Origin of the sequence: Paracoccus sp. S3-43 (assembly GCF_029027965.1) — a bacterium.
Classification (GTDB): Bacteria; Pseudomonadota; Alphaproteobacteria; order Rhodobacterales; family Rhodobacteraceae; genus Paracoccus.
This window is the reverse complement of the sequence record NZ_CP119082.1, coordinates 129,262-152,307: the sequence shown is the minus strand read 5'-3', so window position 1 is coordinate 152,307 and position 23,046 is coordinate 129,262. Positions and strand designations below refer to the sequence as shown.

The following is a 23,046-nucleotide window of genomic DNA, read 5'->3' as shown; positions in this document are numbered from 1 at the left end:
GCCCGAGGTGCGCATGTTCTCGATCCCGGCCTTTCTGGAAAGCCTTGTGCCGCTGTTCTGGGCCGCGCGATACACGCTGCTGATCTCGGTCGGAGGCATCGCGCTGGGGCTGGTGGTCGGCACGCTGATCTGCGCCGCGCGGCTGTCGTCATCGCGCGCCTTGCGCAACTTCGGCGCGGTCTGGGTCAGCTTCCTGCGGGGTGTGCCGCTGCTGGTGCAGCTTCTGGTCTTCTATTACTCACTGCCGCTGATCGGGCTTGACGTGCCTGCGATGTTCGCGGCCATCGTTACCGTGGGCATCTGCGCCAGCGCCTATATCTCGGAAATCTGGCGGGGCGCCATCAACGCCCTGCCCCCTGGTCAGGCCGAAGCCGCCGTGGCGATCGGCATGACGCCCAGGGATGTCTGGGGCCGGGTGATCCTGCCGCAGGCCGTCACCATGTCCCTGCCCGCGCTGATCAACGAACTGATCCTGCTGGTCAAGGCGTCGTCGCTGGTATCGGTGGTGGGCATCCTGGAAATCACCCGCGCCAGCCAGGCGCAGGCCGCGACCACCTTTCGTCCGCTGGAGGTCTATCTGGCGGCGGCCTGCATCTATCTGCTGATCAATCTCTGCCTTGCGGGTCTGGGACGCTGGCTTGAACACAGGACAGCCGTGTGATGGACATCCTGCACCAATACGGCCCCGCCTTTCTGCGCGGCTTCGGCTATACGATCCTGTGCTGGGCCTTGGGCACGGTCTTTGGCATGGCCCTGGGCCTGCTGATTGCGCTGCTGCGCCACTATGGTCCGCGATGGCTGGGCTGGATCATCCAAATCTATATCGAGGTCATTCGCGGCACGCCGTTCCTGGTGCAGCTTTTCGTGCTGTATTACGGCGGCCCGCTGATCGGGCTGCGGCTGGATGCGCTGCCTGCGGGGCTGCTGGGGCTGACGATCTATGGCAGCCCCTATTTCGCCGAAATCTTCCGTGCCGGGTTTCGCGCCGTCCCCCACGGTCAGATCGAGGCCGCCCGCGCCATCGGCATGGCGGAACCCGCCATCGTGCGCCGGATCCTGCTGCCGCTGTCGATGGTATCGGCGCTGCCGGCCCTGGTCAACTTCTCGATCATCCTGACCAAGGAAACGGTGATCCTCTCCATCATCACCGTGCCCGAACTGATGTACGAGGTCAGCCGCATGTCGGCCGAAACCTTCCGCTTTGTCGAGGCGAACCTGGTGCTGGCCCTGTTTTTCTGGGGTCTGGTCGAGGCCATCTCGCGCCTGGGCCGCCGGTTCGAGGCGCGCGTCACGAAACACCTGATCGAAAGGACATGACGATGCAGGCCTCTGCCGTCGAGATCCAGAAGGTAAACAAGTATTACGGGCCGTTCCACGCGCTGAAGGACGTGGATCTGACGATCCCGCCGGGCAAGGTGACATGCCTGATCGGACCGTCTGGCTCGGGCAAATCGACGCTGTTGCGCTGCATCAATTTCCTGGAACAATACGATTCAGGTGAAATCCGCATCGACGGCACCCTGATGGGATACGACGTGCCGGGCCGCAGGATGTCGGGTCGCGCGCTGCGCGAAATGCGCCGAACCATTGGCATGGTGTTCCAGCAGTTCAACCTGTGGCCGCACATGACCGCGCGCGAAAACGTGGCCGAAGGCCTGATCCGGGTGCGCGGCATGGCCAAATCCGACGCGAGCGCCCGTGCCGCCGAGGCGCTGTCCAAGGTAGGCCTGGCCGACAAGATGGACAACCACCCCGCGCGCCTGTCGGGCGGCCAGCAGCAGCGCGTGGCGATCGCCCGCGCCATCGCCATGGAGCCGCGCCTGATGCTGTTCGACGAACCGACCTCGGCGCTCGACCCCGAACTGGTGGGGGAGGTGCTGAGCGTGATGAAGACACTGGCCTCCGAAGGCATGACCATGGTGGTCGTCACCCATGAGATGGGCTTTGCCGCCCATGTGGCCGACCGCGTGGCCTTCATGGAACGGGGCGAGCTGGTGGCCGCCGACACCCCCGCCCGGATCCTGCACCAGCCCCAGGATCCGCGCATCCAGTCCTTCCTGCGCACCTATCACGAACGCAACAGCTTCTGACCCGCTGCCCGCCTTCGGTCAGGCCAGCAGCCCGCGCGCGATGATGGTCCGCTGGATCTCGGAACTGCCTTCATAGATGCGGAAGATCCGCAGGTCGCGCAGATAGCGTTCCAGCGGAAAGTCGCGGCAATAGCCATAGCCGCCGTGGATCTGCAGGGCGCGGTCCGCAATGCGCCAGGCAGCCTCGGACGCGAACAGCTTGGCATGGGCGCTTTCGCTGGAATAGCGCGCGCCGGTGCCGCGCAGCCGTGCCGCCGCCAGCCCCAGGGCGCGGGCGGCGGCAAGGTCGTTGGCGCTGTCCGCCAGCATCCATTGCAGCCCCTGGAAATCGGCGATGGGATGGCCGTCCACCCGCCGTTCCCTGGCATAGGCGATGGCCGCGTTCAGCGCCGCCTCGGCGATGCCGGTGGCCTGGGCCGCGACCTCGATCCGGCCGTTGTCCAGAACCTTCATCGCCGTGCGGAAACCGGTGCCCTCGGCGCCGATGCGGTTTTCTTCCGGGACGAAGCAATCGTCGAAGGTGACGCCGAAGACATGGCCGCCGCGCAGGCCCATGGTGCGTTCGGCCGGGGCGATAGCGATGCCCGCCGTTGTCTTCGGTTCGACCACAAAGGCCGAAACCCCGCGCGCGCCTGCCTGCGGGTCGGTCTTGGCATAGACCACCATGAAATCGGCGGCCCCCGCGTTGGAGATGAAGCATTTCGCCCCGCGCAGCCGGTATCCGGCGCCATCGCGCCGCGCGGCCGTGCGCATGTCGGCGGGGTTCGACCCGGCCTGCGGTTCGGTCAGGGCGAAGGCGCCCAGCATCCCCGCCGCCGCGCGCGGCAGATACCGCGCCCGCAAGGCGGCATCCGCCCCCAGATGCAGCGAATCCGTGGCCAGGTAATGCGCCGTCAGCAGCGAAGCGGTCGATCCGCAGGCCCCGGCGATCAGTTCCACCGCGCGATAGAGCGCGGGACCGGACAGGCCCAGGCCGCCGTCTTCCTCGGGCAGGTTCAGGCCCATCAGGCCCAGATCCGTCATGGCGGGCAGATGGCAGACCGCGAAGGTCGCCGTTTCGTCCAGCTCGGCGGCGCGGGGGGCCAGAACCCCTTGGGCGAAACGCCCGATCTGCTCCAGCAGGGCGGCTTCGTCTTCGGTCCAGTCGCTCATGGTCACATCCCCAGTTCGGCGCGGATTTCGGCGCCATGTTCGTCCAGGCCCGGCGCCGCCCGGCGCGTCCCGCGCGGACTGCCGGAAAAATGCACCGGCTGTTCCGGCAGGCTGACGGATCCCAGCAAAGGATGGGTCACGGGCGACACCAGCCCCCGCGCCCGCGCCTGGTCCGACAGCCAGGCTTCCCGCGCCGACGCCAGTTCCGACGCGGGCACCCCCGCCGCCGACAGCGCCGCCACCGCCTGAGCCGCCGTCAGCCCGCCGGCCCAGGCCGCAATCGCCTCGGCCAGGACGGGTTCATGCGCGCGGCGGCTTTCGTCGCTGGCCATGCGCGGGTCGTTCCGCAGCGCGGGCTGGCCTATCACCTCGCAAAAGGCCGAAAACAGCTTGTCGTTCAGCACCGCGACCGCGAAATGCCCCCGCCCCGCCGGATAGACCCCGAAGGGCGCGGACAGCGCGTGGCGGTTGCCGGTGCGCGCCGGATCCGCATCGCAGACCAGCACCCGCGCGCCCGCCGAGGGCATCATCGACAACAGCGCGTCGAACAGCGCCAGATCGACAACCCGGCCCCGCCCGGTGCGGCTGCGGTCGAACAGCGCCACCATGATCCCCCAGGCGGCGAACAGCCCGCCCGCCACATCGGCCATCGCCTCGCCCACCATCGTGGGCGCGGCGGCGGGTTCCCCGGTCAGTTCCATCAGCCCGGACATGGCCTGCACGATGATGTCATAGGCTGGGCGCGCCGCGTGGGGCCCGCTTTGCCCGAAGCCCGACACCGAGGCATAGACAAGCCGGGGGTTGTCTGCGTGCAGGCTCGCCGCATCCAGCCCCAGCCGGGCCATCACGCCGGGACGGAAATTTTCCACCACCACATCGGCGCGCAGGGCCAGGGCGCGCGCCAGCGCCAGATCGCCGGGGGACCGCAGGTCCAGGACGATGGAACGCTTGCCGCGATTGGCGGTCTGGAACAGCGCGCTTTCGCCACCCAGGAAGGGCCCGATATGGCGGTATTCGTCGCCGCCCGGCGCCTCGATCTTGACGACCTCGGCGCCCAGATCGGCCATCAGCGCCGTGGCATAGGGTCCGGCCAGAACCCGCGTGAAATCCAGAACCCTGATGCCGGTCAGCGGCTTTCGGTCGTCCGTCATGATGTCCTCATTCATTGACGAGGACAGGATGGCGCATCTTCGGGTATAGCTGGAAATAGTTGTTTCACATAAAGGCGATCAATGAAGCCTATATCCATCGGCCTTCGGCCCATCACCTATCTGCTGGCCGTGGCGGAAACCGGATCGACCGCCGCCGCCGCGCGGGCGGTGAATGTCTCGCAGCCTTCGGTCTCGCATGCGGTGGCGCAGATCGAGGCGCATTTCGGCCAGCCGCTGTTCCTGCGCCTGCCGGGGCAGGGGATGCAGCCCACCCCCTTCGGGCGGCAGAAGCTGGCGGCGCTTGAAGGTCTGGTGGCCCAGGCCCGCGCGGTTCTGGCGCCGGCCACGGGGCCGGAGGGCGAGTTGGTGCTGGGCGTCTATTCCACGCTGGGGCCGCGCCACGCGCCGCGCCTGATCCGGGGGTTCACCGACCGGCATCCCGGCGCGCGGATCACGCTGGTCGAAGGCGACCTCTCGGACCTGGAACAGGGGCTGCGCCGGGGCCGCATCGACCTGGCCCTGGTCTATGACACGGGGTTTCCGGCCGACCTGGCGCTGACCCCGCTGCATGCCGTGCCGCCCCATGCCCTGGTGCCGCCCGATCACCGGCTGGCCGGGGCCGGGGCCGTGTCGCTGGTGGACCTCGCCGCCGATCCGGTGGTGCTGATCAACCTGCCCCACAGCCGGGGCTATTTCCTGTCGCTGTTCCAGATCTGCGGGGTGACGCCGCGCATCGCCGCCGAGACCGCCTCCGTCGAGATGCTGCGCGCCATGGTCGCCAACGGCCTGGGCGTGGGCCTGCTGGCGACCGATCTGCCGCATGACCTGGCCTATGACGGCGGGCGCGTGGCACGGCTGGCGCTGACCGGCGGCTTGCCCCCCAGCCGCATCGCCCTGGCCCGCGCGGCAGGGCTGCCCCCGACCGCCACCGCGACCGCCTTTCTGCAATTCTGCACCCAGGTGATGGGCGATGCGCCTGGTCAGTCCCCGTCTGCGGGATGATCCGCCGCCCCGTCCCGGTCCACCCGGCCCGTCAGACCTCCATACCAAAGGCCCCGCCAGTGGTTCCACCTCTGCCAGGCCCGGAACACCAGGGCGGGCGGGATCCTGTGGCGGTCGCCCACCGTGCCCTTTCGGACGACCGGCGCGTCGCGGTCGACAAGGAATGCCACCGCGTAACGGGACTCGTTGCCGCGCCAAAGCCCGTGTTCGGCCCTTGGGCAAAGGCCTGTCCCCCGGCCGCAGGCGCGCCCTGGAAGACGTCGAACCACAGGTGGCGTCCCTGCCGGCCGGGGAATCCGCCGGAGCGCCCGCGTCAAGGCGGTTGTCGAACAGATCCACATCGTTGCGCACGAAGAACGGGGCGTCCCCTGCCTTGGATCCGACCAGATGGCGCCAGACGTTGCGCGGTGCCGGGGCGACCGGACCGTGCTGAACGTCGGGGTGCAGGTCGGCCGGCCGGGGACGCAGCATGATCTGAAGCATGTCGCGCCTGGGATCGGTGGACAGCGTCTGTTCGGAATGCGAAAGACCGGATCCGGCGTTCATCACCATGCAGATGGTCCCGGTCGAACGGCAGCCTGCCGTGCAGCCGGTCGTCGTGGCGCATCACGCCTTCGGGCACCCACGAGATGATCTCGTCGTTGCGATGCTTGTGCATGGCGATGACGCGGCCGAGATCAAGGACAGAACGCACGGTCATTGCAAGCGGGTGGGCCGTGGTCCCGGGATTTGGGGTCCACCCAGCCCGGCATCGGGGCCTAGGCGACAAAGCCCCCCGATCAAGCCGGATCAGCGTCTGACGACCCTTCAGAAGCACGGCTCCCTGCCGAGGCAACAGGACATCAACCATCGTCGCACCGCTATGGCACCGGATCGCCGGTGCTGCGCATTCCCTGAAACAGATGGGCGCGCAGCGGAAAGCGTATCCGGTTCCAGTGAGCCGCCCCATTCGTCCGTGCGCCGGTTCCTCCTGCCCGCGATCTGCGCGAACGATGTCGTGGACGAGGTTCTGGCGACCGGCGCGCCGTTGGACACGGAATTCTTGGCCGCCAACTCGCCCGCCGATCCTTCCCGGATGCCAATGCCGCTGGAATTCTCGGCCGCGGGCTTCCGCTTCGGGCATTCGATGGTGCGCGGCGGTTACGACCACAACCACTTCTTCGGCACGGCGGCGGCCGGATCGGCGCAGATCCTGCTCTGCCAGCTTCACGCAGCTGTTCGCATTCACCGGCAGCGGCAGGATGCGCTCGGCCGACGGGATCGACACGCATCTGGCCCCGCCGCTGGACGACATGATCAACCAGCCCGGCGCCCCAGCGGTGAAGCGCCTGGCGATGCGCAACCTGCGGCGCGGATACCGGGCTGATCCAAGCCATCAACGCCACCGGACTTTACCCTCGATCCCGGTCCTGACCCCGCAGCAGGTGGCCGAGGGGGCGGGATTTCCTGACCGCCCCCCTGAATGCGGCCACCGCCCTGTGGTTCTATGTCCTGCGCGAAGCCGAACTGGTCGGCGGCAACCCTCTGGACGCGCTTGGCAGCCATCTGGTCGCCAATACGCTGGTGGGGCGGGTCGTGAACGATGCCGGTTCCTATTGGAACGCGCGGGTCGACGGGCATTGCTGGTCGCCCAGCCTATTCCGGCCGTCCTAGCCCATCGACAGCCTCAAGGCGATGCTGCGCTTTACCGGGCTTCTGGCCTGAGATCGGCGGCACCCTGGGCGAACTGGTCGGCCAGGGCCTGCACCATCCGCCCGCCCAGCGGGCCGGGGCGGCGATGGGTGGGCCAGGCGACGACCACGGTGCGGACCGGGTGGAACTGCATGTCCTCGCAGGTCAGGCGCACGACCTCGCCTCGCGCGATCTCGGGGGCGAAGGTGGGGCTGGCGGAAAAGCACCAGCCAAGCCCCGCCACCACCATCGACTTGATGGATTCCACGTCGTTGACCGTCCAGACATCGGTGGAAAACAGCCGCCCCACGCGCTCCATGTCGATCTGCGGGGATCCGACGTAATAGATCTGGCGTTCCCGGTCGAAGGCGCGCATCGCCAGCGGCTGCGGCAGGGCGGCCAGCCGATGCGTGGCCGCGCAGACCGGGCCCAGCGTCTCGGACCCCAGATGCCGGGCCGAGATGTCCGAGGGGATCGCCGCCGCCAGCGTCAAGGCAAAGTCGATGTTGCCTTCGCGCAGATCGTCCCACAGCGTCGCCAGCGACGAATTGAAGAACTGGAACCGCGCGTGCGGATGGTGTGCCGCAAAGGCGCGCAGCGCCCGGTTCAGGTTCGCGCGCGGAAACAGCACGTCGACCAGCACCCGCAGGCGCGTCTCCTCGCCCTTTTCCAGCGATTCGGCGTGGGTGGTGAAGCTGCGGGCGCGTTCGACGACGCTGCGCGCCTCGGCCAGCAGGACGCGGCCGCGCTCGGTCAGTTCGGCCCGGCTGGCGCCGCGCCCCAGCAGCGCGAAACCGCACTGGCTTTCCAGCTGCGCCAGCGAATAGCTGACCGAGGAGATCGGCCGCCGCAGGTCGCGCGCCGCCGCCGTGAGGCTGCCCAGATCGGCGATGGCGCAGAAAGCGCGCAGGTGATCCACAAGGTTTGGGTGCATTTCAGGAATCCCGAAAGAACTTTGCCATTCTTTTCGGTTTACCGAAAAGCGAATCGAATGCTAGCCTTGTCGCATCCGGGGTCGGAGGAGAGCCGATCCGCAAGACTGTTTGGGAGGACAGGCTATGCGCGGACTGAACGGGCGCCTGCCCGCATGAGCGGCGATCACATGCTTGTCTGCGACACCATCGTCCGCCGCTTCGGCGGCGTGGTCGCGCTGAAGAACGTCTCGGTCGCGGTGCGGCGGGGCGAGATCTTCGGGCTGGTCGGGCCGAACGGGTCGGGCAAGACCACGCTGGTCAATGCCATCACCGGCTTCTATCCGCCGCAGGAAGGCCGCATCACGCTGGACGGGCGGCAGATCAACGGGCTGAAGCCGTTCCGCATCGCCGGGATGGGCGTGGCGCGGACCTTCCAGAACGTCGCGCTGTTCCACGGGATGAGCGTGTTGGACAACATCCTGATGGGGCGGCACATCTTCATGAAGCCGAACCCGCTGGCGTCCTTCTTCTATCCCTGGTGGGCGCGGCGCGAGGAGGTTGCGCATCGCCGCCATGTCGAGGAGGTGATCGACCTGCTGCAACTGGCCCCGGCGCGCGACGAGCATGTCGACGTGATCCCGCTGGGCCTGCAAAAGCGCGTCGAGCTGGCCCGCGCGCTCTGCGCCGAACCCAAGCTGCTGGTCCTGGACGAGCCGATGGCGGGCATGAATCAGGAGGAAAAGGAATACATGGTCCGCTTCATCCTGGACGCGCAGGAAGCCCTTGGCCTGACCGTGCTGATCATCGAACACCACATGGATGTGGTGACGGCGCTGTGCGACCGGGTGCTGGTGCTGAACAACGGCCAGGAAATCGCCCAGGGCCCGGCGCGCCAAGCCATCGCCGATCCGCGCGTGGTCGAGGCCTATATCGGAAAGCCCCGCCATGCAGCATGATCCGATGGACATGGCCCAGGCCCAGGCGCTGCATCCGAACTGGCGCACCGAGGACACGATCCTGGCGCGGCTGGCGCAGAACGCGGCCGAGGTGCCCGATCAGGTCGCGATGCGCGAACGCGACCACGGCATCTGGCAGGAATATACCTGGGCCGATTACCTGCGCGCCGTCACCGAATTCGCCGCCGGGCTGGAAGCGCGCGGCGTGAAGCCCGGCGACGTGGTGATGGTGATCGGCGACAACCGCCCGAACCTCTATTTCGCGATGCTGGGCGCGGCCTGCCTGCGGGCGATCCCCTCGCCCGCCTATGCCGATGCGCCGACCGAGGAACTGGCCGCGCAGATGGAGCGCGAGGATATCCGCGTCGCCGTGGCCGAGGATCAGGAACAGGTCGACAAGATGCTGGAGACCAAGGGCCGCTGGACGCATCTGGATCTGGTGGTCTATGACGACCCGCGCGGCCTTGCGGGCCGGGAACCGCCGGGCGTGGCGGGCTTCGACGCGATCCGGGCCGAGGGCCGGGCGCGTCTGGCCGCCGACCCCGGCCTGGCCCAGGCGCTGATCGCGCGCCCGACCATCCATGACACCGTGGTGCTGATGCATTCGTCCGGCACAACCGGCGCGCCCAAGGGCATTCCGCTGAAGCACGGCCATGTCCTGTCGGGCGTCCGCAACGCCGCCGCCGCCGGATATTTCCAGGCGGACGAGGTCCATATGGCCTATCTGCCGATGGCCTGGGTTGGCGATTTCATCTTCTCGATCGGCGCCGCGACCGAGCTGCGCTTTACCGTCAACATCCCCGAGGCCAACGAGACCGCGCTGCACGACCTGCGGGAAATCGCGCCGACGCTGTATTTCGCCTCGCCCCGCGCCTGGTCGGCCATGCTGACCCGCGTGCAGGTGGGGATCGCCGAAACCACCGGCCTGAAACGGCGGCTGTATGATTACTTCATGCCGCGCGCCATGGCGGCGGAACGCGCCAAGCTGGACGGCAAGCCCACGGGCGGCGGGCTGACGCATCGGCTGGGCGAATGGCTGATCTATGGCCCGATCCGCGACCAGCTTGGCCTGGCCCGCGTGAAGCGCGCCTATACCGCAGGGGAAGCCATCGGCGAGGACGTGTTCCTGTGGTTCCGGGCCATCGGGCTGAACCTGCGGCAATTCTATGGCCAGACGGAAAACTGCGCCCTGGCCGTGGCCCAGAACCCCGAGGACATATCCCTGACCACGGTCGGCCGCCCCTTTCCGGGCGTCGAGATGAAGATCGACGAGCATGGAGAAATCCTGCTGCGCGGCGACAATATCTTCGACGGCTATTTCCAGAACCCGAAAGCCAGTGCCGAGGCGTTGCAAGACGGCTGGCTGCATACCGGCGACGCGGGCCAGATCGAACCGGACGGGCAACTGGTCGTGCTGGGCCGCGTGTCCGAGGTGGTGGAAAAGCGCGACGGCACCCGCTTCATCTCGACCTATATCGAGAACCGGCTGAAATTCAGCCCGCATATCAAGGACGCGGCGGTGGTGGGCCAAGGCCGCGACATGCTGACCGCCATCATCTGCATCGACTTCCAGGCGGTCGGGCAATGGGCGCAGGAACATGGCGTGGCCTATACCTCTTATGCCGAACTGTCGCAGCAGCCGCGCGTCTATGACCTGATCGCGGGCGAGATCGCGGCGGTGAACGCGCATCTGCCGCACGGGCTGTCCATCGCGCGCTTCGTCAACCTGCACAAGGAATTCGACCCCGACGACGGAGAGGTCACGCGCACCCGCAAGCTGAAGCGCAACGTGATCGACGACCGTTACGGCCCGATCATCGAGGCGATGAACCGGGGCGACGACCGGATCGACTTCAAGGCGCAGATCACCTATGAGAACGGCCAGACCGGGTCGCTGGACCGGGTGCTGCGGCTGACCGACGTGAAAGGGGCCGCGTGATGGCGTATTTCATCGAACTGCTGATCTCGGGCGCCCTGACCGGGCTGATGTATTCGCTGGTCGCGCTTGGCTTCGTGCTGATCTACAAATCGGCGGGCGTGCCGAACCTGGCTCAGGGCGCGCTTGTGATGACGGCGGGCTATGCGGTCTGGCTGGTGATGTCCTGGGGGCTGAACGTCTGGATCGCCATCCCCGTCGCCGCCGCGATCATGTTCGGCTTCGGCCTGGTCGTCGAACGGCTGCTGCTGCGCCGGATGGTCGGCCAGCCGGTCATCATGGTGGTCATGCTGACCCTGGGGCTGGAGATCCTGCTGCGCGGGCTGGTGCCCGGCATCCTGGGATCGACGCCCAAGCCCATCGACCTGGGGATCGGCTTCGCCCCGATCATCATCGGCGACGTGTTCATCAACCGCACCTCGCTTTACGGCGGCATCGGCGCGCTGCTGCTGGTGGGCGCCTCGCTGCTGTTCTTCCGCACGAGGCTGGGCACCAAGCTGCGGGCGGTGTCCGACGACCATGTGTCAAGCTGGGCGGTGGGCATTTCCGTGGAACGCGCCATCGGCATTTCCTGGGGGCTGGCGGGCATCGCGGCGGTGGTCGCGGGCGCGCTGTGGGGATCGCAGCAGGGGGTGGACTGGACGCTGTCCACGCTGTTGTTCCCGGCCATTGCCGTGGTGATCCTGGGCGGCGTCGATTCGGTCCCCGGCGTGGTCGTGGGCGGCATCCTGGTCGGCGTGCTGGGCACCGTCATTCCGGGCTATCTCGACAGCATCGCGGGCGGATCGACGCGCGATGTCGTCACCTCGCTGATCATCCTGCTGACCATCATGGTCCGCCCCTTCGGCATCTTCGGCCGTGAAGACATCGAGAGGATCTGAGCCATGTTCTATCGACTCTCGGGCACCTATCACACCAGCTACGAATCCGACCGCAGGCTGTGGAAGGTTCCGGCGGACCGCTGGCTGGTGGCGGTCATCCTGGTGCTGGCGGTGCTGGCGCCGTTCCTCGTCTCGCCGCTTTACCTCGGCAGCTATGTCCTGCCCTGGGTGATCTGGTCGGCGGCGGCGCTGTCGCTGACGCTGCTGATGGGCATGGCGGGGCAGCTGCATTTCGGCTTTGCCGCGGTGATGGCGATCGGCGCCTATGCCTCGATCCATCTGGTCCGGGCGGGCGTGCCGTTCGAACTGGCGCTGCTGCTGTCGGGGCTGATCGCGGCGGTGATCGGCGCGGTCTTCGGCGGCGCGGCGCTGCGGGTGAAGGGCCTCTATCTGGTGATGGCCACGCTGGCGATGCAATATCTGGTCGACTGGGTGGTGGTGAACGTGCCCGCGATTTCCGGCGGGGCGCACGCGACGCTGCGCACGCCCGCCGTGACCTTCCTGTTCCTGCCGCTGGACAGCCTCGCCTCGCGCTATTGGCTGGCGCTCGGCTGGGCGGCGGTGCTGACGGTGTTCTTCATGAACGTCAAGCGCAGTTCTTTCGGGCGCGCCCTGGTGGCGATCCGCGACAAGGACTTCGCCGCCGCCGTGATCGGCGTCGATCCGTTCAGGACCAAGCTGGTGGCCTTCTTCACCTCGTCCTTCATGGGCGGCGTGTCGGGTGCGATCCTGGCCTTCTGCTTCTATCGCGCGGTGACGCCGGAACAGTTCGGCTTCAACGTCTCGATCCAGCTTGTCGCCATGGTGCTGGTCGGCGGCCTGGGGTCGGTGATCGGCGCCTATCTGGGCGCGGGCTTCGTGCTGCTGGCGCCGATCTTTCTGACCAACATCATCTCGGGGCTGGCCGCATCGGGCTGGGTGCCGGTCAGCCAGAACTTTCTGTCGCACCTGCCGCTGATGATCTATGGCGCGATGATCATCGGCTTCCTGCTGCTGGAGCCGCTGGGCCTGGCGAAGATCTATGACAACATCCGCAAGTATTTCCTGGTCTGGCCGTTCCGCCACGCCAGAAGCTGAAACCCCTGGGAGGGGGGACGCACATCATGGGAGGAAAACACATGACCTTTCTGCGCAAGCTGGCGCTGACGACGGCCCTTGTGGCGGGGCTGTCCGCCCCCGTCGCGGCCGAGGATATCAAGTTCGGCCTGCTTCAGGATTTCACGGCGGTCTATACCTTCGTGACCGGGCAGTATAACCAGGGCCAGCAGGATTACCTGGCCCTTGCGAATGCCGAAGGCACCCTGGGCGAGGGCAACACGGTCACCGCCATCGTGCGCGACACCGGCAACCAGCCGCAGCGCGGGATCGAGGCCTATAACCGCGCCAAGGAGGAAGGCGCGGTTCTGTTCGACTTCCTGTCCACGCCGGTCTCGGCCGCGATCCTGGACCAGGCGCAGGCCGACAAGAACGTCGTCATCACCCCCGCCCACGGGCGCGGCGACGCCTCCGACGGGACGGTGTTCCCCTATGTCTTCCCGATGATGGCGACCTATTGGGCGCAGGCCGCCAACCTGATCGAGCATATGAAGAACACCGGCGGCTTGCAGGGCAAGAAGATCGCCATCGTCCATATCGACAGCCCCTTCGGCCGCGAACCGGGACCGATCCTGGAAGCCCTGTCCAAACAGGAAGGCTTCGAATTTCAGGCCTTCCCCTATGCCAGCCCCGGCAACGAACAGTCGGCGGCATGGTCCGAGGTGCGGCGCTATCGCCCCGATTACGTCCTGATCTGGGGCGCGGGCGGCGGGCAGGCCGTGTCGGTCAAGACCGCCATCCAGAACGGCATCGCGCCCGAACAGATCCATTCGGTGATCTGGCTGGCCGAAACCGACGCCGCCAATGTGGGGCCGCAGATGAAGGGCGTGAAACGCTTCGAGGCGACGGCGGCGGGCGCCGATCATCCGATCATCCAGCGGATCCAGGAAAAGGTCATCGACACTGGCAAGGGTTCGGGCGAGGCCGCGAATGTCGGCACCAGCTATTACAACCTGGGCGTGGCGACCATGGCCGTCGCGGTCGAGGCCGCGCGCCTGGGCCTGGAAGGCGGCCAGCCGCTGACCGGCGAGACCCTGAAGGCCGGGTTCGAGAAGATCGCGGGCTATGACGCCGAAGGGCTGATGCCCCCCGTCACCATCACCGCCGAGGATCACCAGGGCGGCGGCGCGGGCCGGGTGTCGGAATGGGACGGCGAGAAATGGGTGCCGGTCAGCGACTGGCACGCGGCCTATCCCGACCTGATCCGGCAGGTGATCGAGAAATCGGCCGCCGACTACAAGGCGGGGCACTGAGGCCATGCCCGCGCTGATCCTGGAAAACGTCGAGGTCATCTATGACAAGGTGTTCCTTGCCATCAAGGGCGTCTCGCTGGAAGTCGGCGAAGGAGAGATGGTCGCCCTTCTGGGATCGAACGGCGCGGGCAAGTCAACGACGCTGAAATCCATCTCGGGGCTTCTGGGCCCCGAGCGCGGGCTGGTCACGCGGGGCGAGATCCGCTTCGGTGACCGGTCGATCCTGAACATGGGCGCGCCGGAACGCGTGGCGGGCGGGCTGGTCCATGTGCTGGAAGGCCGCCGCATCTTCGGCCACCTGACGCCCGACGAAAACCTGGTCGCGGCCTATCGCGGGCGGTCCGTCGCGCGGTTCAACGAATTGCGCGACCAAGTCTATGCCTATTTCCCGCGCCTCAAGGAACGCATCAAGTCCAAGGCGGGATACCTGTCGGGCGGCGAACAGCAGATGCTGGCGATCGGCCGGGCGCTGATGACCGAACCGAAGTTGATCATGCTGGACGAGCCGTCGCTGGGCCTGTCGCCGCTGCTGGTGCAGGAAATCTTCGGCATCATCGGCACGATCAACGCACAGCAGGGCATGTCGGTGCTGCTGGTCGAACAGAACGCGGCGGCGACGCTGGACATCGTTGGCCGCGCCTATCTGATCGAGCAGGGGCAGGTGGTCATGTCCGGGTCGGCCGAGGTGCTGAAGTCGAACCCCGACGTGCAGGACTTCTATCTGGGCGGGGCGGAGCATGTCGATTACCGCAACGTCAAACACTATCGCCGGCGCAAGCGCTGGCTTGCGTAAGGAAAACCCGATGACCGTTGTTCCCGAGGCGGGCGGCCCGCTGGCCCGCCTGAATGCGCAACTGGCGCGGATGCGCGACACGCAGGCCCGCTGGGCGGACCTGCCGGACGCGCCGCTGGACAGCCTGGCCGACCTGGCGCGCCTGCCGGTGCTGCGCAAGTCGGATCTGGTCGCGATGCAGGCCAGGGATGCGCCCTTCGGCGGGCTGACCGGCGCGCCGGTCGCGGGGCTGCGGCGGCTGTTCGTCTCGCCCGGCCCGATCTTCGACCCCGAGGGGCGTGGGGCCGACTGGTGGGGATCGGCCGCCGCCCTGACGGCGGCGGGCGTCCGGCCGGGCGATGTGATCCTGAACACCTTCTCCTATCACCTGACGCCCGCCGCCTTCATCTTCGAGGCCGGGGCCGAGGCCCTGGGCTGCCCGGTCATTCCCGCCGGTCCCGGCAATACCGCCGATCAGCTGGTGGCGATCCGGCAATACCGCCCGCGCGTCTATGTCGGCGTGCCGGATTTCCTGAAGATCATCCTCGACAAGGCCGATGAGGGCGGCGTGGACCGATCCTGCCTTCAGGTCGGGATGGTCACCGGCGCGGCCCTGCCCGACAGCCTGCGGGCGGAACTGGCCGGGCGCGGCGTGGCGGTCCGGCAATGCTACGGCACCGCCGATCTGGGCATCGTCGCATACGAGGATGGCGGGCCGGGGATGGTGCTGAACGACGGCGTGATCGTCGAAATCGTCCGGCCCGGCACCGGCGATCCGGTCCCTGATGGCGAGGTGGGCGAGATCGTCGCGACCCGGCTGGAGGCCGATTATCCGCTGCTGCGCTTCGCCACCGGCGACATGTCGGCGATCGTCGCGGACGCGCCCGACCGTCGCATCAAGGGCTGGATGGGCCGCGCCGACCAGGCCGCCAAGGTCAAGGGCATGTTCGTGCGCCCCGAACAGATCGCCGCCCTGGGCCGCGCCGTCCCCGGCTGCCACCGCCTGCGGCTGGAGATCAGCCGCGCGGGCGAACAGGACCGGATGCACCTGCTGGCCGAACATGACGACAGCGCCGCCGCCGCCGACCTGGCCGCGAAGCTGGCGGAAATCACCCGGCTGAAGGGAACGGTCCAGGTGGTGGCGCCGGGCAGCCTGCCCAATGACGGCCGGGTCATCGCCGACCTGCGCTGATCATTCCGTCGCGGGCGCGCCGTCGGCCAGCCGGGCCCGGTCCAGCACCCGGACCGAGTTGCGGCCCAGCTCGATGACGCCCGCGTCGCGCAATTCGCCCAGCATCCGGTTCACCGTCTGGCGCGAACAGCCGATGACGACGCCCAGTTGCGACTGGCTGATGCGCACGGCATCGTCGGAATCGCTGGTCAACTGGCGCAGATACAGCCGGATCCGCTGCTCGGCGCTGTAGTAATGATCCGCCATGCGGTTGCGGTTCTCGCGCATCAGGCGGTCATGCAGCAGCGTGCACAGGTTCGGGATCAGGATCTGCGGCGGGACATGGGCGTAAAGCGCCCTGGCCGGGCAGAACAGCACGGTCGTATCGGTCAGGGTCTGGCAACTGGCCGCGCAGGGCCTGCCCGACAGGGCCTCGACCTCGCCCACCATCTCTCCGGTGGTGGCGATATGGACGATCACCTGGTTGCCGGAACTGTCGACATAGCAGACCTCGACCCGGCCCGAGGCGATGAAATAGCTGCCCTGCGTCGGCTCGCCCTGGCGCAGAAGATCGGTTCCGGGTTTCAGCGACCGCGCGGTGCAGGCCGACAGCAGCGCGCCTTTCTGTTCGCGCGTCAGGCCCGTCAGGATCGGGGCCTGCAACAGGTGGGCATAGTCGAGCGGGTCAAGCATCGTGAACGGGTTCCACAGGTCGGGCGGGCCACCCGGCGACCGCAACATAATACCGGTGGAACAGGAAAATGGCTATCCCGACCCCAAAAGGGCACCGCATCTTGCGATGCGACGGGATAGCCTAACTCGCACTCAACCCAGGATATGCAGCGCACCACGACTGCGCCCTTGACTGATAGACCTTTTGCCGATGCCGAAGTGTCAACCAGCCGACAGTCCGCTTAACGAATCAAAGTTTAACGAAAAAAATCGCGGGAAGGGCCGTCAGGCGATCAGGATCGCCCTGAAATCGTTGACATTCGTCAGCGTCGGCCCGGTGACGATCCCGGCCCCCAGCCCGGCGAAGAAGCGATGGGCGTCGTTGTCGTCCAGGGCCTGCCCGGCCCGCCCGGCCGCGCCGCGCGACAGGGTTTCGGGACCGATCACCGCCCCCGCCACCTCGGCCGCGCCATCGACGCCGTCGGTGTCGCAGGCCAGCGCGTGGATGCCGGGGGCGCCGTTCAACGCCAGGGCGAGTGCAAGGCAGTATTCGGCATTCGGCCCGCCGATCCCATCGCCGCGCCGCGTCACGGTCAGTTCGCCGCCCGACAGAATCACCAGAGGCGGATCACCCGGCCCGCGCGCGGCCTGCCGGGCCAGGGCCAGCCGGGCATGGGCGGCGGCGATGTCCCGCGCCTCGCCTTCCAGCGCATCGCCCAGGATCTCGACCACGCAGCCCGCCGCGCGGGCTAGGTCGGCGGCGGCCTCCAACGATTGCGCGGGGGCGGCGATGACCCGGTTCTCGACCCGCGACAGGCGCGGATCGCCGGGCGGGACGACGCCGCCGGCCCCCTGCAAGGCGCGGGTCACGCTGGCCGGGACCGCGATCCCCCAGCGGTCCAGCACCGCCCGCGCGTCAGTGGGGGTGGAGAGGTCGCCCACCGTCGGGCCGGATCCGATGAAGGCCGGATCGTCGCCCGGCACGTCCGAGATCATCAGCGCCAGCATCCGCGCCGGAAAGGCCGCCGCCGCCAGTTGCCCGCCCTTGACGCGGGACAGGTGCTTGCGCACCACGTTCATCTGCCCGATCGGCGCACCCGAGGCCAGCAGCGCGGCATTCACCGCCTGCTTTTCGACCAGCGTCACGCCGGGGACAGGCGCGCAAAGCAGCGCCGAGGCCCCGCCCGAGATCAGTGCCAGCACGAAATCCCCCTTTCCCAGACCCTCCAGCAGCGACAGCACCCGCAGCGCCGCCTGCGCGCCCGCCGCGTCGGGAACGGGATGTGCGGCCTCGACGATCTCGATCCCCCGGCAGGGGCGGGCATAGCCATGGCGGGTGATGACCAGCCCCTCGGACGGGCCCCAGACGGCCTCGACCGCCTCGGCCATGCGGGCGCTGGCCTTGCCCGCGCCGATCACCACGACCCGGCCATCGGGGCGCGGCGGCAGATGCGCGGCCAGCGACCGCATCGGATCGGCCACCGCGACCGCGCGGTCGAACAGGCGGCGCAGGAAGGCGGCGGGGTCGGTGCGGGGATCCGTCATGCCTGCCCCCGCTGGCCCAGGCCCCCGGCCGACTGGCGGCGGCGGGCGGTTTCCAGCTGCGCCTGCGCCTCGGCCAGATCGCGGGCGGCCTGGCGGACATAGGTCAGATGCGCATGGGCCGCGACGCGGGCCGCGGCGGCGTCGCGGGCCAGGATCGCGGCCCCAATGTCGCGGTGCTGGTCGCGCAGCCGGTCGCGGATCTGCGGCAGGGTGAACATCCGCCCCCGGTTCCGCGCCACGTTACTGCGCAGGCTGCCCGACAGCGCCCGCATGATCTGCAACAGCACCAGATTGTGGCTGGCCTCGTAGATCGCCTGGTGCAGGGCGGCGTCGGCATCAGCCTCGGCTGTCGGATCGGCGGCGGCATGGGCGGTGTCGATGGCGTCCAGGGCGGCGGCGATGCGGTCGCGGTCCAGGCTGGTGGCGCGCGCGGCGGCCAGACCGGCGGCGTGGCTTTCCACCACGTCGCGGAAATCCAGGTAATCATCCTCGACCTCGGGGTGGTCGGCCAGCAGCGCCAGCAGCGGATCGGTGATCGCCCCCCGTCCCAGGGCCGCCACCCGCATCCCCCGCCCCTTTCCGCCCACCAGCAGCCCGCGATCCTGCAACAGCTTCAGCCCGTCGCGCAGCGTCGGGCGAGAGACGTTCAGCCGCGCCGCGAGATCCCGTTCCGGCAGCAGGCCGTCATCGGGCGCCAGCGATCCTTCCAGGATCAGCGTCTCGATATGGCGGGCCACGGCCTCGGCCGCGCGTTCGGGGCGGATGGAAAGATCGGTCATGGCGCGGATCCCTTGTCGTCGCCGCCATGTCATCGCAATTGACAGGCTTGGTCAAATCATTTTACCAAGCATGGAACCAAGGAGGCACAGCCATGACCATCGCCATGCCCGCGCCCGATCCACGCATCCTTGCGCGCGGGCCGCAGATCGTCGCCGCCCTGCGCGCGGTCCTGCCCGCCGACGCGGTGATCGACGATCCCCAGGAAACCCGCGCCTATGAATGCGACGCGCTGACCGCCTATCGCTGCCTGCCTCTGGCGGTGACCCTGCCCCGCACGACGGCCGAGGTTGCGGCGGTCATGCGGGTCTGCGGGGACATGGGCGTGCCGGTGGTGCCGCGCGGGGCGGGAACATCGCTGGCAGGCGGCGCGCTGCCGACCGCCGATTGCGTGATCCTGGGCACCATGCGCCTGCGCGAGGTGCTGGAAATCGACACCCGGAACCGTTTCATCCGCGTCCAGACCGGCGTCACCAACCTGTCGGTCAGCGCGGAACTGGAACCGCTGGGCTTCTTCTATGCCCCCGACCCGTCCTCGCAACTGGCCTGCACCATCGCGGGCAATATCGCGATGAATTCCGGCGGTGCGCATTGCCTGAAATACGGCGTCACCACCAACAACCTGATGGGCGCGACCGTTGTGCTGACCACCGGCGAGGTGATCGAGCTGGGCGGGCCGGAGCTTGGCCCCGAAGGGCTGGACCTGCTGGGGATCCTCTGCGGATCCGAAGGCCAGCTTGGCGTCGTGACCGAGGCCGTCCTGCGCATCCTGCCCCGTCCCGAGGGCGCGCGGCCGGTGCTGATCGGGTTTGATTCCGCCGAGGTCGCGGGCGAATGCGTGGCCAACATCATCCGATCCGGCGTGCTGCCGGTCGCCATCGAATACATGGACGAACCCTGCCTGCGCGCCGTGGAAGCCTTCGCCAAGGCGGGCTATCCCGCCTGCCCCGCCGTCCTGATCGTCGAGGTCGAGGGCTCGCTTGCGGAAATCGACGACCAGATCGCCCGGATCCGCGCCATTGCGGATGCGCTGAACCCGGTCGAATTCCGCGAAAGCCGCAATGCCGACGAGGCTTTGGCGATCTGGAAGGGCCGCAAATCGGCCTTCGGCGCCATGGGCCGGCTGGGCGACTATATCTGCCTCGACGGCACGGTGCCGGTGGGCCAGCTGCCCTATACGCTGCGCCGGATCGGCGAACTGTCGCGCCAGCACGGGCTGGAGGTCGCCAATGTCTTTCACGCGGGCGACGGCAACATGCACCCGCTGATCCTGTTCGACGCCAACAAGCCGGGCGATCTGGCCCGGGCCGAGGCTTTTGGGACCGATATCCTGCGCCTCTGCGTTCAGGTCGGCGGCTGCCTGACCGGCGAACATGGCGTGGGCGTGGAAAAGCGCGACCTGATGGGCGATCAATACGCGCCCGAGGATCTGGCGATCCAGATGCAGGTCAAGGATGTGTTCGATCCCGGCTGGCTGCTGAACCCCGCCAAGGTCTTTCCGCTGGAGGCCAGCGCCGCGCACCGGGCCGCCCGATGACCGTCGCCCTGGACCTTGCCCCCACGACCGAGGCCGAACTGGCCGAGATCGTCGCCGACTGCCACGCCCGCAGCAGCCCCCTGCGCATCGCGGGCGGCGGGACGCGGGTGGAAAACCGCACCCCCGGCGAGCCGCTGTCCCTGTCGCGCCTGTCCGGCGTCGTGACCTATTCCCCCGGAGAGATGACGCTGATCGCCCGTCCCGGCACCCCCCTGCCCGAGATCCAGGCGATGCTGGAGGCCGAGGGCCAGGCGCTGGCCTTCGAGCCGCCGGATCTGCGCGGCGTCCTGGGCGGCAACGGTACGCCGACGCTGGGCGGCATGGTCGCGGCCAATGCCAGCGGCCCGCGCCGGGTGCTGGCCGGGGCCTGCCGCGATCACCTGCTGGGGGTGCGCTTTGTCGATGGGCGGGGCCGCGTGCTGAAGACCGGCGGGCGGGTGATGAAGAACGTCACCGGGCTGGATCTGTCGAAACTGCTGGCCGGGTCGCATGGCACCCTCGCGGTGCTGACCGAGGTCGTCCTGAAGACCCTGCCGCTGCTGCCCGCCCGCTGCACGCTGGCCTTTCCCGGCACGGGCGAGGCCACCGCGCTGCGCATTTTTACCATTGCGCTGTCCACCCCCTTCGAGGTCTCGGGCGCGGCCCTTGTCGGCGGCACGGCCTATCTGCGGATGGAGGGGTTGGAGCGTCAGCTTGCCTATCGCCGCGACCGGCTGCTGGCGCTGCTGGCCGACTGGCGCCCCGAAGTGCTGGACGACGCACCCTGGGACGCGATCCGCGACGTGGCGCATTTCGCGGATGGCGGGCCGCTGTGGCGGATCCTCTGCAAACCGACCGATGCGCCGGGTTTCTGCGCGGGCCTGCGGGCGATGGGCGGCGATTGCTCGCTGGACTGGGGCGGCGGGCTGATCTGGTATCGCGGCCCCGGCAATCCGCGCGCGCTGGCCGCCCATGCCACGCTGATCCGCCGCGACACGGCCACCGGCCCGGCCTTTCCGCCGCAGACCGGCGCGGTCGCGCGGTTGCAGGACGGGCTGCGGCGGGCCTTCGACCCGGCGGGCATCCTCAACCCCGGCCTGATGGGCGCCTGACATGCAGACCAATTTCACCGCCGAACAGCTTTCCGACCCGCTGACCGCCCGCAGCAACGAGATCCTGCGCAGCTGCGTCCATTGCGGCTTCTGCACCGCGACCTGCCCGACCTACACGGTGCTCGGGGACGAGCTGGACAGCCCGCGCGGCCGGATCTATCTGATCAAGGACATGCTGGAAAACGCCCGGCAACCGGATGCGAAAACGGTCCAGCATATCGACCGCTGCCTGTCCTGCCTGTCCTGCATGACCACCTGCCCCTCGGGCGTGCATTACATGCACCTGGTCGATCACGCGCGCGACTATATCGAGGCGAATTACCGCCGCCCGCTGTCTGATCGGCTGCTGCGCTGGCTGCTGGCGAAGATCCTGCCCTATCCGGGCCGCGCCCGGCTGGCGCTGCGGGGCGCGAAACTGGGCCGCCCGTTCCGCCGCCTGATGCCCGACGCGCGGCTGCGCGCGATGCTGGACATGGCGCCCAGGGACATCCCGCCCCCCAGCCGCAACGACCGCCCGCAGGTCTTCGCCGCGCAAGGCCCGCGCCGCAAGCGGGTGGCGCTGCTGACGGGCTGCGCGCAGCGGGCGCTGAACTCTGACATCAACGACGCCACCATCCGGCTGCTGCGCCGCCACGGCGCAGAGGTTGTGATCCCGCGCGGCATGGGCTGCTGCGGCGCGCTGACCCATCACATGGGCCGCACGGGCGAAAGCCACGCCTTCGCCGCCGCCAATATCCGCGCGCTTGCGGCGGAAATCGACGGCGCGGGGCTGGACGCCTTGGTCATCAACACCTCGGGCTGCGGCACCACGGTCAAGGATTACGGCCATATGTTCGCGGGCGACCCGCTGGAGGCCGATGCCGCCCGCGTCGCCGCCCTGGCCAGGGACATCACCGAACTGATGGCCGATCTGGGCCTGTCGGACGCCACCCATGCCCCACCGCTGCGCGTCGGCTATCACGCCGCCTGTTCGCTGCAACACGGCCAGCAGATCAAGGCCACGCCCAAGGAGCTGCTGGCCCAGGCGGGCTTCACCGTGCTGGAGCCGAAGGACAGCCATCTGTGCTGCGGCTCGGCGGGCACCTACAACCTGATGCAGCCCGCGATCAGTGCGGAGCTGAAATCCCGCAAGGTCGCCACGCTGGAGGCGACGCAGCCGCAGGTGATCAGCGCGGGCAATATCGGCTGCATGATGCAGATCGGCTCGGGGACCGGCGTGCCGGTGGTCCATACCGCGGAACTGCTGGACTGGGCGACCGGCGGTCCGCGCCCACGGGCACTGCGCAAGACGGCGTGACGTGAAAATGTCACAGCAAAGGTTAATAACGCAGCTTTTCTGTCGGGTTTGATTTGACGCGCTGCCGCTGGTGGCGCAAACGA

At 68.4% G+C, this 23,046-nt stretch carries 22 protein-coding genes; 15 read left to right on the top strand and 7 right to left on the bottom strand.

The features are described 5' to 3' along the window. Window positions 1–13: 13 nt before the first annotated feature. From PXD02_RS00735 to PXD02_RS00725, 3 genes are read left to right on the top strand one after another with little or no spacing between them, the layout of a single operon-like run. Window positions 14–661, top strand: coding sequence for an amino acid ABC transporter permease (locus tag PXD02_RS00735; RefSeq protein ID WP_275105081.1), 648 nt, complete (start codon window positions 14–16; stop codon window positions 659–661). Beyond that, entirely contained in the window at window positions 661–1,317 is a 657-nt protein-coding gene (locus tag PXD02_RS00730; RefSeq protein WP_275105080.1) for an amino acid ABC transporter permease, read from the top strand. Before PXD02_RS00735 ends, PXD02_RS00730 begins: the two co-directional genes overlap by 1 nt. Window positions 1,318–1,319: 2 nt before the next feature. After that, window positions 1,320–2,090 (top strand): amino acid ABC transporter ATP-binding protein, encoded by a 771-nt coding sequence (locus PXD02_RS00725; protein WP_275105079.1) that lies wholly within the window; start codon window positions 1,320–1,322, stop codon window positions 2,088–2,090. Window positions 2,091–2,108: 18 nt separating this feature from the next. On the opposite strand, the gene PXD02_RS00720 is transcribed toward PXD02_RS00725, so the two are convergent. Together PXD02_RS00720 and PXD02_RS00715 are read right to left on the bottom strand one after the other, a co-directional pair. Then, complete coding sequence (locus PXD02_RS00720; RefSeq protein WP_275105078.1) at window positions 2,109–3,242, bottom strand: acyl-CoA dehydrogenase family protein; 1,134 nt, start codon at window positions 3,240–3,242, stop codon at window positions 2,109–2,111. A gap of 2 nt (window positions 3,243–3,244) precedes the next feature. Then, entirely contained in the window at window positions 3,245–4,393 is a 1,149-nt protein-coding gene (locus tag PXD02_RS00715; protein WP_275105077.1) for a CaiB/BaiF CoA transferase family protein, read from the bottom strand. Window positions 4,394–4,474: 81 nt separating this feature from the next. Between PXD02_RS00715 and PXD02_RS00710 the strand changes: the two genes are divergently transcribed. Then, the gene (locus PXD02_RS00710; protein ID WP_275105076.1) at window positions 4,475–5,395 is read left to right on the top strand and encodes a LysR family transcriptional regulator; all 921 of its coding nucleotides are present in this window, start codon (window positions 4,475–4,477) and stop codon (window positions 5,393–5,395) included. Here the strand turns inward: PXD02_RS00710 and PXD02_RS00705 are convergent. Next, on the bottom strand, window positions 5,374–5,565 hold the full coding sequence (locus PXD02_RS00705; RefSeq protein ID WP_275105075.1) for a hypothetical protein: 192 nt from the start codon (window positions 5,563–5,565) through the stop codon (window positions 5,374–5,376). The genes PXD02_RS00710 and PXD02_RS00705 overlap by 22 nt on opposite strands. Before the next feature lie 311 nt (window positions 5,566–5,876). Here PXD02_RS00705 and PXD02_RS00700 point away from each other — a divergent pair, with 311 nt between their 5' ends. Beyond that, entirely contained in the window at window positions 5,877–6,761 is an 885-nt protein-coding gene (locus PXD02_RS00700; protein WP_275105074.1) for a hypothetical protein, read from the top strand. A 318-nt stretch (window positions 6,762–7,079) separates the two neighbouring features. Here PXD02_RS00700 and PXD02_RS00695 read toward each other — a convergent pair whose 3' ends face one another. Next, complete coding sequence (locus PXD02_RS00695; RefSeq protein ID WP_275105073.1) at window positions 7,080–8,000, bottom strand: LysR family transcriptional regulator; 921 nt, start codon at window positions 7,998–8,000, stop codon at window positions 7,080–7,082. Between the two features lie 153 nt (window positions 8,001–8,153). On the opposite strand from PXD02_RS00695, the gene PXD02_RS00690 reads away from it, so the two are divergent. Genes PXD02_RS00690 through PXD02_RS00660 form a run of 7 tightly spaced genes read left to right on the top strand, consistent with a single transcriptional unit; the run spans window position 8,154 to window position 16,065 of the window. Continuing rightward, window positions 8,154–8,936, top strand: a complete 783-nt coding sequence (locus PXD02_RS00690) for an ABC transporter ATP-binding protein (RefSeq protein WP_275105072.1) — start codon at window positions 8,154–8,156, stop codon at window positions 8,934–8,936. Beyond that, the gene (locus PXD02_RS00685) at window positions 8,926–10,875 is read left to right on the top strand and encodes an AMP-dependent synthetase/ligase (protein ID WP_275105071.1); all 1,950 of its coding nucleotides are present in this window, start codon (window positions 8,926–8,928) and stop codon (window positions 10,873–10,875) included. Before PXD02_RS00690 ends, PXD02_RS00685 begins: the two co-directional genes overlap by 11 nt. Beyond that, window positions 10,875–11,753 carry a branched-chain amino acid ABC transporter permease gene (locus PXD02_RS00680; RefSeq protein ID WP_275105070.1) on the top strand — a complete coding sequence of 293 codons (879 nt, stop codon included), beginning with the start codon at window positions 10,875–10,877 and terminating at the stop codon, window positions 11,751–11,753. Before PXD02_RS00685 ends, PXD02_RS00680 begins: the two co-directional genes overlap by 1 nt. Window positions 11,754–11,756: 3 nt before the next feature. After that, a complete protein-coding gene (locus tag PXD02_RS00675; protein WP_275105069.1) occupies window positions 11,757–12,830 on the top strand; it encodes a branched-chain amino acid ABC transporter permease in 1,074 nt (357 codons plus the stop codon). Window positions 12,831–12,871: 41 nt separating this feature from the next. After that, the gene (locus PXD02_RS00670; protein WP_275105068.1) at window positions 12,872–14,101 is read left to right on the top strand and encodes an ABC transporter substrate-binding protein; all 1,230 of its coding nucleotides are present in this window, start codon (window positions 12,872–12,874) and stop codon (window positions 14,099–14,101) included. A 4-nt stretch (window positions 14,102–14,105) separates the two neighbouring features. After that, window positions 14,106–14,894 carry an ABC transporter ATP-binding protein gene (locus PXD02_RS00665; RefSeq protein ID WP_275105067.1) on the top strand — a complete coding sequence of 263 codons (789 nt, stop codon included), beginning with the start codon at window positions 14,106–14,108 and terminating at the stop codon, window positions 14,892–14,894. A gap of 10 nt (window positions 14,895–14,904) precedes the next feature. Beyond that, entirely contained in the window at window positions 14,905–16,065 is a 1,161-nt protein-coding gene (locus PXD02_RS00660) for a phenylacetate--CoA ligase family protein (RefSeq protein ID WP_275105066.1), read from the top strand. On the opposite strand, the gene PXD02_RS00655 is transcribed toward PXD02_RS00660, so the two are convergent. The 3 genes from PXD02_RS00655 to PXD02_RS00645 all read right to left on the bottom strand — a co-directional run bounded on the left by PXD02_RS00655 (window position 16,066) and on the right by PXD02_RS00645 (window position 19,040). Continuing rightward, window positions 16,066–16,737, bottom strand: coding sequence for a Crp/Fnr family transcriptional regulator (locus PXD02_RS00655; protein ID WP_275105065.1), 672 nt, complete (start codon window positions 16,735–16,737; stop codon window positions 16,066–16,068). A 264-nt stretch (window positions 16,738–17,001) separates the two neighbouring features. Then, on the bottom strand, window positions 17,002–18,261 hold the full coding sequence (locus tag PXD02_RS00650; RefSeq protein ID WP_275105064.1) for a glycerate kinase type-2 family protein: 1,260 nt from the start codon (window positions 18,259–18,261) through the stop codon (window positions 17,002–17,004). Next, complete coding sequence (locus tag PXD02_RS00645) at window positions 18,258–19,040, bottom strand: FCD domain-containing protein (protein ID WP_275105063.1); 783 nt, start codon at window positions 19,038–19,040, stop codon at window positions 18,258–18,260. Before PXD02_RS00645 ends, PXD02_RS00650 begins: the two co-directional genes overlap by 4 nt. A 98-nt stretch (window positions 19,041–19,138) precedes the next feature. Between PXD02_RS00645 and PXD02_RS00640 the strand changes: the two genes are divergently transcribed. The 3 genes from PXD02_RS00640 to glcF are packed head-to-tail and all read left to right on the top strand — an operon-like array spanning window position 19,139 to window position 22,963. Beyond that, the gene (locus PXD02_RS00640) at window positions 19,139–20,575 is read left to right on the top strand and encodes an FAD-linked oxidase C-terminal domain-containing protein (protein WP_275106471.1); all 1,437 of its coding nucleotides are present in this window, start codon (window positions 19,139–19,141) and stop codon (window positions 20,573–20,575) included. After that, window positions 20,572–21,666: an FAD-binding protein gene (locus PXD02_RS00635; RefSeq protein ID WP_275105062.1), complete on the top strand. Its 1,095-nt coding sequence runs from the start codon at window positions 20,572–20,574 to the stop codon at window positions 21,664–21,666. The genes PXD02_RS00640 and PXD02_RS00635 overlap by 4 nt, the downstream gene beginning before the upstream one ends. Window position 21,667: 1 nt before the next feature. Next, window positions 21,668–22,963 carry a glycolate oxidase subunit GlcF gene (glcF, locus tag PXD02_RS00630; protein WP_275105061.1) on the top strand — a complete coding sequence of 432 codons (1,296 nt, stop codon included), beginning with the start codon at window positions 21,668–21,670 and terminating at the stop codon, window positions 22,961–22,963. The last annotated feature ends 83 nt before the right edge of the window (window positions 22,964–23,046 follow it).